General features: G+C 54.7%; 12 protein-coding genes. 10 read left to right on the top strand and 2 right to left on the bottom strand.

The annotated features are described in order from the left end of the window. Positions 1 to 159 precede the first annotated feature (159 nt). Entirely contained in the window at positions 160 to 972 is an 813-nt protein-coding gene (locus AC2FIB_RS22130) for an SDR family oxidoreductase (protein ID WP_496842721.1), read from the top strand. Between the two features lie 27 nt (positions 973 to 999). Further along, a complete protein-coding gene (locus tag AC2FIB_RS22135) occupies positions 1000 to 1845 on the top strand; it encodes an SDR family NAD(P)-dependent oxidoreductase (protein WP_496842722.1) in 846 nt (281 codons plus the stop codon). A 475-nt stretch (positions 1846 to 2320) separates the two neighbouring features. Here AC2FIB_RS22135 and AC2FIB_RS22140 read toward each other — a convergent pair whose 3' ends face one another. Next, positions 2321 to 2476 (bottom strand): integrase core domain-containing protein, encoded by a 156-nt coding sequence (locus AC2FIB_RS22140; protein WP_496737873.1) that lies wholly within the window; start codon positions 2474 to 2476, stop codon positions 2321 to 2323. 633 nt (positions 2477 to 3109) lie between these two features. Next, complete coding sequence (gene xylB / locus AC2FIB_RS22145; RefSeq protein WP_496737872.1) at positions 3110 to 4546, bottom strand: xylulokinase; 1437 nt, start codon at positions 4544 to 4546, stop codon at positions 3110 to 3112. 120 nt (positions 4547 to 4666) lie between these two features. On the opposite strand from xylB, the gene AC2FIB_RS22150 reads away from it, so the two are divergent. The 8 genes from AC2FIB_RS22150 to AC2FIB_RS22185 form a co-directional block, all read left to right on the top strand. Then, positions 4667 to 5692 carry a LacI family DNA-binding transcriptional regulator gene (locus tag AC2FIB_RS22150; protein ID WP_496842723.1) on the top strand — a complete coding sequence of 342 codons (1026 nt, stop codon included), beginning with the start codon at positions 4667 to 4669 and terminating at the stop codon, positions 5690 to 5692. A 94-nt stretch (positions 5693 to 5786) separates the two neighbouring features. Next, positions 5787 to 7088 carry an ABC transporter substrate-binding protein gene (locus AC2FIB_RS22155; protein ID WP_058284088.1) on the top strand — a complete coding sequence of 434 codons (1302 nt, stop codon included), beginning with the start codon at positions 5787 to 5789 and terminating at the stop codon, positions 7086 to 7088. A gap of 107 nt (positions 7089 to 7195) precedes the next feature. Next, positions 7196 to 8062 carry a carbohydrate ABC transporter permease gene (locus AC2FIB_RS22160; protein WP_108859810.1) on the top strand — a complete coding sequence of 289 codons (867 nt, stop codon included), beginning with the start codon at positions 7196 to 7198 and terminating at the stop codon, positions 8060 to 8062. A 12-nt stretch (positions 8063 to 8074) separates the two neighbouring features. Continuing rightward, the gene (locus tag AC2FIB_RS22165) at positions 8075 to 8905 is read left to right on the top strand and encodes a carbohydrate ABC transporter permease (protein ID WP_113791433.1); all 831 of its coding nucleotides are present in this window, start codon (positions 8075 to 8077) and stop codon (positions 8903 to 8905) included. Between the two features lie 12 nt (positions 8906 to 8917). Then, complete coding sequence (locus AC2FIB_RS22170; RefSeq protein ID WP_496737870.1) at positions 8918 to 9922, top strand: ABC transporter ATP-binding protein; 1005 nt, start codon at positions 8918 to 8920, stop codon at positions 9920 to 9922. Next, complete coding sequence (locus tag AC2FIB_RS22175; protein WP_496737869.1) at positions 9919 to 10692, top strand: L-iditol 2-dehydrogenase; 774 nt, start codon at positions 9919 to 9921, stop codon at positions 10690 to 10692. The genes AC2FIB_RS22170 and AC2FIB_RS22175 overlap by 4 nt, the downstream gene beginning before the upstream one ends. Then, positions 10692 to 12203 (top strand): mannitol dehydrogenase family protein, encoded by a 1512-nt coding sequence (locus tag AC2FIB_RS22180; protein ID WP_496737868.1) that lies wholly within the window; start codon positions 10692 to 10694, stop codon positions 12201 to 12203. Before AC2FIB_RS22175 ends, AC2FIB_RS22180 begins: the two co-directional genes overlap by 1 nt. Before the next feature lie 660 nt (positions 12204 to 12863). Next, positions 12864 to 13721 (top strand): hypothetical protein (locus tag AC2FIB_RS22185; protein ID WP_496737867.1); only part of this gene is annotated, 858 nt, incomplete at its 3' end.

Here is a 13721-nt window from a genome sequence, read left to right on the forward strand (position 1 = left end):
TTCGGTCGCTTGTTTGCCATTCGTGGTCCTCCGTTTCCTAAACATAACGGTGGACCAGTTCAGTTGGGGAGGCTCAGTGCAAGAAATATGGACAATTCAGAAAGATTAACGCGTTCTTTTTTAGTATTGTGTTTCGATCAGGTCGAAAAGGGCTATGACATGAATACAATTCTGATCACCGGTGCCTCGTCTGGCATCGGGGCGGCAACAGCCAGACAATTTCAGGCAAACGGTTGGAATGTTGTCGCCACAATGCGCGATCCTTCTGGCAGCGCCGAACTTGGCAAGCCCGACAATGTTCACCTGACACGCCTCGACGTGACAGATGCGGGGTCAATTGCTGCATCTGTTGCAGAAAGCATTGACCGTTTCGGTAAGATCGATGTCCTTCTCAACAACGCGGGCTACGGTGCCTACGGCCCGCTTGAGGCGTTCCCGATGGATCGCATCCGGCGGCAGTTCGACACCAATGTAATCGGCCTTTTGGAAGTCACAAAAGCCGTTTTGCCTCATATGCGCGCAATCCGCGCAGGCACTATTATCAATATTTCATCCATCGGGGGGGAGATCGCGTTCCCGCTTGGCACACTTTATCATGGCACAAAGTTCGCCGTCGAAGGCCTGTCCGAAGCGCTTCACTACGAGCTTGAGCCGCTCGGCATCTGTGTTCGTATTCTCGAACCGGGCATGATCAATACAAACTTCGGAGGCAGTTCGTTTGATTTTGCTATGGACGACAGCCTTAAGGACTATACGCCGACGGCCGAAGCCATGGGTCGCCTGTTTGGTAAACTGGCGTCAAAACCGTCCGCACCCGAAGCCGTGGCCGACGTGATTTGGAAAGCAGCCAATGAAAAGGGAAATCGCCTGCGTTTCCGAGCTGGCCCGGATGCTGAAACGCTTCTCGATAGACGAAAGGCCCAGGACGATGCGATGTTCATAGACGGCATTAAGGACTTGATGGAACCGTAACCGCGCCAAGCACAATAGGAGGCTCAGATGATGTATAGAAGAGCAATTGAACAAGGTGGTTTGGCCGTTGTTACCGGTGCCGCAAGCGGTGTCGGAAAGGCAGCAGCACAGAAGTTTATGGAAGATGGGTTGGGCGTTGTGCTCGTTGATCTACCCGGCGAGGCGCTGGAAAATGCTGCTGCGGACCTGAATGCGATATCAGGGGTGTCTGTTAGCGTGACGGCAATACCAACCGATGTCAGCGACGCAACCGCCATGCGCGATACGGCAGATCAGGTCTTTGGGCTTGGTGAGGTTGCAGTCCTGATGAACAATGCCGGCATCGCAATTCCAACCGGCAGTTGGGAGAATTCGGAAAACTGGCGCAAACTGCTGGAGGTGAACCTTTTCGGAGTCATGAACGGCACCCATGCCTTCCTGTCGCGGATGATAGCGGCAAACCGCCCTGCTGTCGTCGTCAACACCGGTTCAAAGCAGGGGATCACCACACCACCCGGTAACCCGGCATACAATGTCAGCAAAGCTGCGGTTAAGGTGATGACAGAGATGCTGGCCCATGACTTGCGTGAAGCAGATGCATCCATCTCCGCCCACCTCTTCGTGCCGGGATTCACCTATACCGGTATGATACAACGGTTCATGCCCGAGAAGCCTGATAGCGCCTGGACCAGCGAACAGGCGGTCGAATACCTTGTGCGGCGTATGTCTGTAGGAGATTTTTACATCCTTTGTCCGGATAACGATGTCTCTGCGGAGCGCGACGTCAGACGCGTAGAATGGGCCTTGGGAGACATCACAAATAATCGCCCGGCCCTGTCCCGCTGGCACCCTGAATTTTTGGATGCATTTGCCCAGCACGAAGCCTCTGGCTAAGTGTCCCAAACGGCGGTGCTAATGAGAAAAGCTCGTGATCCTTGGAATCTCTGCGTTGGAGTTCAGATTCCATGAAGGTAGCAGTCCCAGCAAACTGTCAGTTTGCCGGGTATCCAATTTTGCGATTGCAGCGAAAGCCCGGCCTGAAGGCCCGCACCGTAGAGGCGGAGATGGTCGTTGGATGCTGCCATTGGGCCTTTTACGTGGGCCATTGACCCTGGATTCTGCTCTCGTTTCTGCTGCAAAGCAAAGTAGTTTCAAGCCTTGAATTGGGCGGTTTGAGCAGGATAGGAAACTGATTGGCACATTTGTTATTAGCGCCGCAGTCTTTTGGTGTCATGGGGTCGTAACTCATCGTGCTTGGACATGCATTGCTAAGTAAATAGCCTTGACGCGACACAGACTGTCATAACCGGTGTTCCGCCGGTTGCCACATCCTGATGCACCTTGGTCAAGTCGGTACTGACCCATTTCCCTAATTTGGGCGGGTTAGGTTTAGAATCTGTTCCTGTTCTTTCTGTCTATTTGTTTGCGGTCTTTGTGTGTTGCCGTCGGTTCTCCAGGTTTCGATGATGTTGCGGGTCTCGGCGAGATTGCCGAAGATGTGTTCATTCAGGCACTCATCTGGCAGACGTTAAGTCAAGCTTTCGACAGAGGCGTTCTGCATGGGCTTTCCGGGCGCGATGTAGTGTTAGTACACACCAGTTTCCTGACGCCACTTCAGAACAGATTGGGAGGTCATTTCCGCCCCATTGTTTGATACGATCATGTCGGGCTGGTCACACCTTTGGATCTGGTCATCCGGTTCACGGATCATTCGCGCACCTTACAACGAATGATCCAAGACAGTTGCGAATGCTTCACGGGATCCGGCGAACGACGATATGAGAGGTGTCTACGTTGAGCATTTTTGGGCGGCAGCACAGGATTCTGAAATTTGGCTCCGATCAGTCAAGCCCAACCAAGCTCGGGAGGTTGGCACCGAAACCGGTTGTTTTCCTGAGCGGCACTCTAAATAGCACTTTTTTGCAAGGCGGGTCCAAATTGCGGCATCACTGAATTGCTGTAGCCGACTACGATTGCCGCTTGGTCGCAGCACTCAGACTATCTCGGGATCAATCCCCACATCGAACGGAGCAACAATGCAGGTTTTTGACCAACTTTTGCAACCGGGAAAATTCCTTAACTTAGTAGAGAGGATAATCGGCTATCCTAAATGACTAAAAGCTGATCCACGCGGTCAAAGCAAACGACTGTATATAGGTCAGTCTACTACCTTCACTGCGGTGTAGAGCCGGCGAAACAGCCTCAGTCTGTCGTGCAGCGCACCGGGATTAGCGGGTTCAAACCTGTCTTTTGTCTGGGGCTGAACCGCCAGATCGGCAATACCAATGGTACCAACTCCACAGGCGGCCAAAAGGGCTGCGCCATAGGCGGGGCCAGAATCCGATCCTTCTGAGCGTATCACCGGCTTTCCTGTCACCGATGCGATCAGGCCCAACAAGAGGTCCGATTGACTGCCTCCGCCGATGGCCGCAAATTCCGGTAGATTTTCTATAGTGTCTCCGAAGCTCTGCGCGGCATCGGCAAAACAAAAAGCAATTGCTTCGACCACGGAACGGCAGAGATCCGCGCGCGTTGTCGAATCCTCAAGACCAAAGAAACAGGCACGAATATGTGGATCCCCAAGTGGGCTGCGTTCACCCGTCAAATACGGCAGGAAAATCGGCCCGCGATCACCGCTGGCCGTTTCAGCAAGCGCAACAACTTCGGCAGCGGACAGCTCCAATTGACCACCAATCCACGAAATCGGCCTTGCGCCGTTCAGCATAGCGGCCATTTGATACCAACGGTCGGGCAATGTGTGCGCAAAAGCGTGCACATAGCGTTCAGGATTGGGCTTGAACCGACGGTCCGCCACGAACAACTGGCCGGACGTCCCCAGTGAAATGAACCCACGTCCCGGTTCGGTGGCGCCCAGAGATACCGCCCCGGTTGCCGCGTCTCCGCCTCCGGCAACGACGGGCACGCCGGGTTTCAGCCCGGTTTCAGCTGCGGCTTGCACCGTCACGGTTCCGACGACGACGTGACCGTCGAAAACTTGCGGCAGCCAATCCGGAGCTACATCAGTAGCTTCGGCAACGCCGACATGCCATTTTCGCGATGCCTGATCGAGCCACATTGTACCGGCTGCATCGGACGAGTCGGTTGCCAACTCTCCATGCAGGCATAACCCGATGTAATCCTTGGGCAGCAGGATGTGAGCAAGTCGGGCATAGTGTGCCGGCTCATGTTGTTTCAACCAGGCGATTTTGGGTGCCGTGAACCCCGGCAAAGGGAGGACGCCAGCGATATGACCAATCTGCGGCTGGGCTGCGCGCAGTTCATCGCATTCACGTACCGCTCTGCTGTCATTCCACAGGATCGCCGGGCGGATCGGGTGCAGATCGCGATCCAGCAAAACGGCCCCATGCATCTGACCGGACAACCCGATGGCCTGCACCTCAGACAGCGTGACTTGTTTTGCAAGTTGGCTCAATGCATCGCGTGTCGCCTGCCACCAAATATCCGGGTGCTGCTCTGACCAACCAGGCTGCGGCGAGGAAGTCTTTATGTCTATTGAAGACGTTGCAAGAATTCGATCGGTATCCGCACAGACAAGTTTGACCGCTGACGTTCCGATATCAATCCCGAGAAACATTCAATCCCCTTGCCCGCAGAAACGCCCGGACCTTGCATGGCTATTGATTTTTTAGCGCGCGCAAAGAATATGTAAAAATATGATAAGATCAAGGCGGCGCAGATCCGCAGGCAGACTGACATGACCAAAATAAAGAATATGGAAGAGTTCGCAGCCCTCAGTGGCATCTCGCGGCCTACGGTATCCAAGTACTTTCACGATCCCGACAGCGTTCGCCCGACAACGCGGGCCCGTATCGAAGAGGCGCTGGAGCGGTTCGACTATCGCCCCAATATTTATGCGGTTAACCAGAACCGGAAACTGACCAAGAATATCGGCATCGTCGTGCCCTATCTGGCGGATCCGTTCTTTGCCGAAATCGCGCGTTATTTGGAACAAAGCTGTATTGCGGCGGGGTATCGTCCGTCCCTCTTTAGCTCTCATGGTGGACAAAAACTGGAAAACGACATTCTGGACGGGCTGCAATCCATGAAGCCTGCCGGGGTTTTGTTAGCGCCATTGGGGCGGACCTCAGACCAATCAGTGATCGAGAGGTTCTGCGCGAATGTGCCGACTGTTTTGTTCGACAGTAACCTAGAAGGTCTGGGTGCCGCGTTTATCGGGTCGGACAATTTCAGCTTTGTGTCGCAGACCGTTGAATACATGACCCGGACGGGCGAGCCCCCGTCATTCTTCGAAATGCGAACGCCTGCGAACCCAAACGCCAATAAACGCCGAAAAGCCTATATTGAAGTCATGGAGCGTCTCGGGTTCGAGCCGCATATCATCAGAGTCGACGGTAAGGGCTGGGCGTTTGAAGAAATCGGTCACAAGGGTGCGCTGAAAGTTCTGGCGAAAAATGAGCTGCGAACTAATTCGGTCCTGTGCAGCAATGACCGGCTGGCAATCGGCTTTCTGGCAGCCTGCTACGAGCAAGGGATTCGGGTCGGGCGACGGGACGATTGCGCGCTGCGTCTGGCTTCAAATGACGATCATCCCTTCGCAAAATTTACGTGCCCCTCTCTGACCACGGCTGCGCATGACTATGACAACGTGGCCGGGCGTAGCGTCGAAACTCTGTTCGAACTCATTGAAAGTGGAGGGAAATTTGAAACGCGATCGGAAACGTTGTTCCCTGCAAGGCTGGTTTTGAGGGATTCCGCGTAATCCTAAAATTTAACGCGCGTAAAGTTTTCATTGACGCCGCGACAATTTTTGCATTACGTTCTCTGTACGACATCCAAGCTCAGGGAGGACAGGGATGTATTTGAGAAACGCACTTCGTGCGGCGACTGCAATGACACTCGTCGCGACGGCAGCAGCTCATGCGGATACCTTAACAATAGCGACCGTGAACAACGGCGACATGATCCGGATGCAGGGCTATACCGATAAATTCACCGAGGCGACCGGCATTGACGTCGAATGGGTGACGTTGGAAGAAAACGTGCTGCGTCAGCGCGTAACGACCGACATCACGACCAAAGGCGGTACGTTCGACATCATGACAATCGGCATGTATGAGACGCCGATTTGGGGCGCGAATGGCTGGCTGGTGCCGCTGGATGGCCTGTCCGAAGAATACGACGTTGGTGACATTCTGCCGGCGATGGCAGGTGGGTTGAGCCATGACGGAACGCTTTTCGCGGCGCCGTTCTATGGTGAAAGCTCGATGATCATGTATCGCACTGACCTTATGGAAAAGGCGGGCATGGAAATGCCTGAGGCGCCGTCCTGGCAGTTCATCAAAGAGGCTGCCGCCGCGATGACCGACCGCGACGCTGAGATCAACGGCATCTGCCTTCGCGGCAAAGCCGGTTGGGGTGAAGGCGGAGCCTTTATCACAGCGATGTCCAATTCATTCGGTGCCCGCTGGTTCGACGAAGAATGGAAGCCCCAGTTCGATCAGCCCGAATGGGCAGACACACTGAATTTCTACGTTGAAATGATGAACGAATCCGGTCCTGCCGGCTATGCCACCAATGGGTTTAACGAAAACCTGTCGCTGTTCCAGCAGGGCAAATGCGGCATGTGGATCGACGCGACAGTTGCGGCTTCGTTCGTAACCAACCCGGACGACTCTACGGTCGCGGATCACGTAGGATTTGCGCTGGCACCTGACACAGGATTGGGCAAGCGGTCCAACTGGCTTTGGGCGTGGGCACTGGCTATTCCTGCTGGCACACAGCAAGAAGATGCTGCCAAGCAATTCATCGAATGGGCGACCTCAAAGGACTACATTGAGCTAGTGGCCGAAAGCGAAGGATGGGCAAACGTTCCCCCGGGTGCGCGTACGTCTCTGTACGAGAATCCGGAATACCAAAAGGTTCCGTTCGCCAAGATGACACTGGACTCAATCCTGTCAGCTGATCCGAACAGCCCGACGGTAAAACCCGTCCCTTATGTTGGCATCCAGTTTGCCGCGATCCCGGAATTCGCAGGCATTGCCACACAGGTGAGCCAGGAGTTCTCGGCGGTTTATGCCGGACAGCAAACGGTTGAGGAAGCACTTGCCAAAGCGCAGGCTTTCACAGCTGAAGAAATGGAAGCCGCCGGTTACTGAGGCATCCTCCCAACGGGTGGGCAGAGGTCTGCCCACCCGTTCAACCCTTCCACAATTCGCGTTTTTCTCGCAGGCTGAGTTACGCCTGAACAGAGAGGGTTTGCGTTATGGCTACTCAACATTCTCGATCAGTTGCCCGCCTGATGATGGCACCCGCAGTGGTCCTGCTGCTTGGCTGGATGCTCGTGCCTCTGACGATGACGCTGTATTTTTCTTTCAAGAAATACCTGCCGCTGCGTGGAGGTGATCTGGGTTGGGTCGGGTTCGACAACTACGTTCGTTTCGTATCCTCCAGTTCCTTCTGGCCCGCAGTTCAAGCAACATTGGTGATCGTTGGCGGCGTGCTGGTGATTACGGTCATTCTGGGCATTCTGCTGGCCATGCTGCTGGATCAGCCCATGTGGGGGCAGGGCGTTGTCCGCATCCTTGTGATCGCGCCATTCTTTGTCATGCCGACCGTATCAGCGCTGGTCTGGAAGAACATGTTCATGGACCCGGTGAACGGTTTGCTGGCCCATCTTTGGCGCTTTTTCGGGGCCGAGCCGATTTCGTGGCTGTCCGAGGCTTCGATGACCTCGATCGTTATGATCGTTTCCTGGCAGTGGCTGCCCTTTGCGACGCTGATCCTGCTGACCGCGATCCAGTCTCTGGACAGTGAACAGCTGGAAGCGGCTGAGATGGACGGCGCGCCGGTTCTGAAGCGCTTTTATCACATTATCCTGCCGCATCTTGGTCGTGCCATAACGATTGTGATCCTTATCCAGACGATCTTTCTACTGTCGATCTTCGCCGAGATTTTCGTGACCACCGGCGGCGCCTTCGGCACCCGTACACTGACCTACATGATCTTCCAGCGCGTGTTGGAAAGCCAGAACGTTGGCCTCGGATCAGCCGGTGGTGTCTATGCAATCATCCTTGCCAATATCGTTGCCATCTTCCTGATGCGCATCGTTGGCAAAAACCTGGACGCGTGAGGAGACAAAACCATGGCCCGCACCGTCACGACACAACGCAAAACACTAAACACTGCCCTTGCCTGGGCCGTAGGTCTGCTGATCTTTTTCCCAATCCTCTGGACGATCCTGACCAGCTTCAAGACCGAGGCGCAGGCGATTGCAAGCCCACCGATCTTCCTCAACTTCGATTGGACGCTCGAAAATTACGCCATCGTGCAGGAACGCTCTGACTATATGCGGTTTCTATGGAATTCGGTCATCATCGCAGGCGGATCGACCGTTCTGGGTGTGATCGTTGCGATACCCGCAGCCTGGGCGATGGCGTTTGTTCCGTCCAAACGCACCAAGGACATTCTGTTGTGGATGCTGTCCACAAAGATGTTGCCCGCAGTTGGTGTTCTGTACCCAATCTACTTGCTGTTCATTCAGCTGGGTTTGCTGGACAGTCGCGGCGGGCTGGTCGTGGTGCTGATGCTGATCAACCTGCCGATCATCGTCTGGATGCTCTACACCTATTTCCGCGAAATTCCGGGGGAAATCCTTGAAGCGGCACGGATGGATGGTGCGACGCTGAAAGAGGAGATCCTTTATATCCTGACGCCCATGGCCATCCCCGGCATCGCCTCGACAGTTCTGTTAAACTTCATCCTGGCCTGGAACGAGGCGTTCTGGACCCTAAACCTGACGGCCGTAGACGCGGCCCCGCTTACTGCATTTATCGCCAGCTATTCCAGCCCCGAAGGCTTGTTCTTTGCCAAGCTCAGCGCGGCCTCGACCATGGCGATTGCACCCATCCTGATCCTTGGCTGGTTCAGCCAGAAACAACTTGTACGCGGCCTGACTTTCGGCGCTGTGAAATAAGGAAGACTTCGTATGGGACGTATTCAACTCAAGTCCGTGACCAAAAGCTTCGGCGACGTAGAGGTCATTCCCCCGCTGGATCTGACCATCGAAGATGGCGAGTTCACCGTATTTGTCGGCCCCTCGGGTTGCGGCAAGTCCACTTTGCTGCGCCTGATTGCGGGACTGGAAGACATGACCTCTGGTTCCATCGACATTGACGGCGCCGACGCAACAGACGTGCCGCCTGCCAAACGCGGGCTGGCGATGGTGTTCCAATCCTACGCCTTGTATCCGCATATGACCGTTCGCAAAAACATCGCATTTCCGCTGCGCATGGCGAAACTGGATCAGGCCGAAATCGACAAGCGAGTCGAAGGTGCGGCAAGCGTTCTGAACCTGACCGACTACCTGGATCGCCGTCCCGGCCAACTGTCTGGCGGGCAACGTCAAAGGGTGGCCATCGGTCGGGCTATTGTACGCGAACCGTCTGCGTTCCTGTTTGATGAGCCGTTGTCGAATCTGGACGCCGCCTTGCGCGTTGGTATGCGGCTGGAAATCAGCGAACTGCACGAACGTTTGGCGACTACGATGATCTACGTCACCCACGATCAGGTCGAAGCCATGACTATGGCCGACAAGATCGTTGTGCTTCAGGCAGGTGTGATCGAACAGGTAGGCACCCCGTTGGAGCTGTACCGTACGCCGCGCAACCTGTTTGTTGCAGGCTTCATCGGTTCGCCCAAGATGAACTTCATCGAAGGCCCAGAGGCGGAAAAGCTCGGTGCCCAAACCATCGGAATTCGCCCTGAACACATTGCGGTGTCTGAATCTGAAGGAGACTGGTCCGGCGTCGTAAGCGTTTCTGAGCACCTTGGTTCGGACACTTTCTTCCACGTCCACGAAACAGGGTTGGCCGAGACCATCACCGTCCGTGCAGATGGCGAGGTTAACTTTCGCCACGGTGACCGAATCCATCTGACACCACGACCGGATGTCATCCATCGGTTCGACGCGAAAGGCTTGCGGATCGAATGACACGCCTGGCAGGCAAAACCGCCCTGATAACCGGGGCAGCGAGAGGCATTGGACTGGCGTTTGCCAAGGCTTATGTGGCTGAGGGCGCACGCGTCGCCATCGCCGATATAGACATGCAGCGCGCACAGAGCGCTGCAACTGAGATCGGCGCAGCCGCGTTGGCCGTCGAGATGGACGTGACCAGCCAACAAAGCATTGAAGACGCCGTTGCACGAACGGCGGCACATTTTGGCCCAATTGACATTCTGATCAATAATGCGGCCATCTTCTCCGCCGCTCCAATCGTTGAAATTGAGCGCGCTGACTACAATCGCGTTTTTGACATCAACGTTGCTGGCGCGCTGTTTACGATGCAGGCTGTTGCGCGCCACATGATTGATCACGGAACCAATGGTCGGATCATCAACATGGCGTCGCAGGCCGGGCGCAGGGGCGAGCCGTTGGTCGCCGTGTACTGTGCCAGCAAAGCCGCGATCATATCCTTGACCCAATCGGCCGGGCTGAACCTGATCTCTCACGGGATCAACGTAAACGCCATTGCACCTGGTGTTGTCGATGGCGAGCACTGGGATGGTGTTGATGCGTTTTTCGCAAAGCACGAAGGCAAACCACTGGGTCAGAAGAAACGCGAAGTGGCTGCAGCAGTTCCTTATGGCCGAATGGGCCGCGCCGAAGATCTGACCGGGATGGCCGTGTTTCTGGCTTCTGACGATGCCAAGTACATCGTCGCACAAACCTACAATGTCGACGGCGGAAACTGGATGAGCTGATGGATCCTGTGGCGAATGCAAACCCTCCTGTATGGTTACGGCGAAATACCCTTTCAGACCTGCCTGCGACGGTCAGAACCCCGGTGTATGAGCGTTCGGATCTGACGCCCGGCATTGTCCATATCGGACTTGGCAATTTTCATCGCGCGCATCAGGCTTGGTATGTTCACCAGTTGATGCAGTTGGGCCAGGCCTATGACTGGGCAATCATCGGGGCTGGTGTCCGAAGCTATGACGCCGACATGCGAGAACGACTGCTGGCGCAGGATTGCCTGACAACGCTGATCGAACTGGACCCAAAAGGAATGTCCGCCGAAGTGATTGGTCCGATGATCGACTACTTGCCGATCGAAGACGACAATGCCGCGCTTATCCGGACGATGGCCGACCCTGCCATTCGGATTGTGTCGCTGACTGTAACCGAAGGCGGGTACTTTCCAGACGCCAACACTGACGCGTTCGATACGGATCACGCAGATATTCTGCACGACGCCGAGAACCCAAACCAGCCGCGTACGGCTTTCGGCGCCATGGTCGCGGCGCTCAGGCAACGGCGCACAAATGGCTTGAAGCCCTTTACCGCACTCAGCTGCGATAACCTTCAAGGCAACGGTGGGATTTTGCGAAACTGCGTTGTTGGTTTGGCGCGTCTATCCGACCCGAATCTGGCCGATTGGATCGATCAGAATGGAGCGTTTCCGAACTCGATGGTGGACTGCATTGTTCCCGCAACGACCGAGGAGGTCCTAGCGCAATGCCGCGCACTGGGCGTCGACGACCGCGCACCGGTCACGCATGAGAACTTTCGCCAATGGGTGATTGAGGACAATTTCTGCGCTGAACGACCGCCCTTTGAGCAAGTTGGCGTAACACTGACGCAGGACGTCCACAGCTATGAGGCGATGAAACTGCGCATATTGAACGGCGGCCACCAACTGCTCGCAAATGTCGGGGAGATTCTGAATGTGCCCACGATTTCAGACTGCATGCAGGACCCGGACATCGTGGCGTTTTTTAGGAAAGTTCAGACGGAAGAAATTCTGCCTCAGGTGGAAGCCGTCCCCGGAACCACTGCCGCCGAATATCTTGAGTTGGTTGAGAGGCGATTTTCCAACGACACCATCCACGACACAACACGACGCGTGGCGTTTGATGGATCTTCACGACACCCGGGTTTCTTAATGCCGTCGCTGCGCGATGCACTTGCGTCCGGGTCGTCCGTAAATGGGCTTGCGCTGGCCGAAGCATTCTGGTGCCGGATGTGTGCAGGCATTCGCGAAGATGGTTCAGAAATTGCCCCAAACGATCCCCATTGGGAGTATTTGCAAAAAACCGCACTGGCTTCCAAGGCCAATCCGATTTTGTGGATTGAACAAAGCCAGTATTTTGGTGACTTAGGCCGCGACACGCAGTTCACAAACGCTTTTTCCACCTGGCTGGCTGCGATTTGGCAACGTGGTTGCCGCGAGGCGATCGCTGACTTTACCGCTCTTGAGCCAAAGTCCCACTGATTCTGCGGCAGGCATGCTTCAAGCCAATCTCTGTGGTAGAGGCCAGTTTGGCACGAGGTTTAATGATGGCTAAAAAATAGGCACTCTTTGAGCGTTTTATTCTGGCTGTCCGAGCGCCGAACGGGCGCACCATCGCAGAATTGCCGGGGAGTTTGGCAACTGGTCGCGTGCATTGCTGGCTGAACGGGGCTATGATTCCGACAATATCAGAACCTAAGTGGATGCGCGGAACGTGCCGTCGGTAACCTTAGTGAGCACGTCGCGGAAAAGCGCATCGGTGCAGTAAATTCAGTCTACCACCTGCGAGGTCTGCTCGGACGCTGTTTCAACAGTTTCAGGAACACCCGGCGCGTCGCAGCCCGCTACGGCGAAACGCTTTTGAGGTTTCATCGACGTCACGTTGATCCGTCTGTGATTTCACCATTTTGTCAACAAGATCTTATGCTTATGATGCAAGCGTCTGTGCGATTGGCGCAATCCGCGCAGGGTTTTTTCCTGGCGGCAAATCGGAAAACTTCATTCTATTGACGAAATCTCTAATCAAAAGGTGCAGGCAATGAGGTGTTGGAAATACATAGTCTGCTTCTTTGAGCTAGCCATGCAGCAAAATTCTGTGTTGCATTTGCAGATTGTCCAAAAGCTCGCGAGGCGTGATTGACTATGAAAAACGGTATCCAATTACGTTATGTGTCAATGGCTGCCGCCGCAGCCTTTTTAGCAGTGCTTGTTTTGAAGCTATTCGACTCAAAAGATAATCCAGCGACTGAACCTGAACTGCCACCAGGGTTTTCAGAGTGGTCCGAACTCTGCGATATCTCGGACTATGAACAATATCCGGTTGGGTACAATACCTACGCTTTTGGACCTCACACCTACTATTTCCCGAATTTTGCAACAATGACTGAGAAGCCACCCGGTGTTTTGGGTGGAGGCGTCAGGGCCGGGCGTTACCTGGTTTTGTCAGATAACGATACAGTGCGACGATCCTTCGCTAACGCAAAAGGTCTGATTATCCATTATTGTTGCCACTATCTGTTGGCATTCTATGAGATGGCTGGTGACTTCCCGTCTTTTCGCAGGCCTGGTGAAGCTGATCGGATGCTTCCGGTCAGGGCGATAATTTCAAGATATGATCGTCCAGATAGCTACAATTCACTCAGGCGGGGATTCGGTCGCGAATTCGGGGAATTCCCACCTATCGAGGACATCGTTTCACCCGCTACGTTTTCGTACAATGACGACTTCTGGGTTGTTGGTGTGGGAGAAATTAACTCGGATGGCATCCGACCGTTTGGGCTTTTGTCGAAACAGCCACTGTTCAACGGTCGGCGTATCTTCGCACAGTGCAGCAGACGTTGTTCATTTAGCACCATGTCCTTTGCGGGTGAGGAGGATGAAACCCGCCCGCATATTGTGCTGCGCTGGATGCAGATGACCCAAGAAAATATGTTCCTCCGCTTGGCTCAGGAGCTTGAAGACGGATGTGACCCATCGCCTGACGCTTTTGACAAGGTGCCG

The sequence above is a fragment of the Ruegeria sp. YTSA072 genome, assembly GCF_059610285.1.

What these genes read in the sequence shown, in the direction of transcription:
- xylB (WP_496737872.1), bottom strand. Translation starts at nt 4,546, where the DNA reads ATGTTTCTCGGGATTGATATCGGAACGTCAGCGGTCAAACTTGTCTGT.
- AC2FIB_RS22155 (WP_058284088.1), top strand. Translation starts at nt 5,787, where the DNA reads ATGTATTTGAGAAACGCACTTCGTGCGGCGACTGCAATGACACTCGTC.
- AC2FIB_RS22130 (WP_496842721.1), top strand. Translation starts at nt 160, where the DNA reads ATGAATACAATTCTGATCACCGGTGCCTCGTCTGGCATCGGGGCGGCA.
- AC2FIB_RS22180 (WP_496737868.1), top strand. Translation starts at nt 10,692, where the DNA reads ATGGATCCTGTGGCGAATGCAAACCCTCCTGTATGGTTACGGCGAAAT.
- AC2FIB_RS22160 (WP_108859810.1), top strand. Translation starts at nt 7,196, where the DNA reads ATGGCTACTCAACATTCTCGATCAGTTGCCCGCCTGATGATGGCACCC.
- AC2FIB_RS22150 (WP_496842723.1), top strand. Translation starts at nt 4,667, where the DNA reads ATGACCAAAATAAAGAATATGGAAGAGTTCGCAGCCCTCAGTGGCATC.
- AC2FIB_RS22165 (WP_113791433.1), top strand. Translation starts at nt 8,075, where the DNA reads ATGGCCCGCACCGTCACGACACAACGCAAAACACTAAACACTGCCCTT.
- AC2FIB_RS22135 (WP_496842722.1), top strand. Translation starts at nt 1,000, where the DNA reads ATGATGTATAGAAGAGCAATTGAACAAGGTGGTTTGGCCGTTGTTACC.
- AC2FIB_RS22175 (WP_496737869.1), top strand. Translation starts at nt 9,919, where the DNA reads ATGACACGCCTGGCAGGCAAAACCGCCCTGATAACCGGGGCAGCGAGA.
- AC2FIB_RS22170 (WP_496737870.1), top strand. Translation starts at nt 8,918, where the DNA reads ATGGGACGTATTCAACTCAAGTCCGTGACCAAAAGCTTCGGCGACGTA.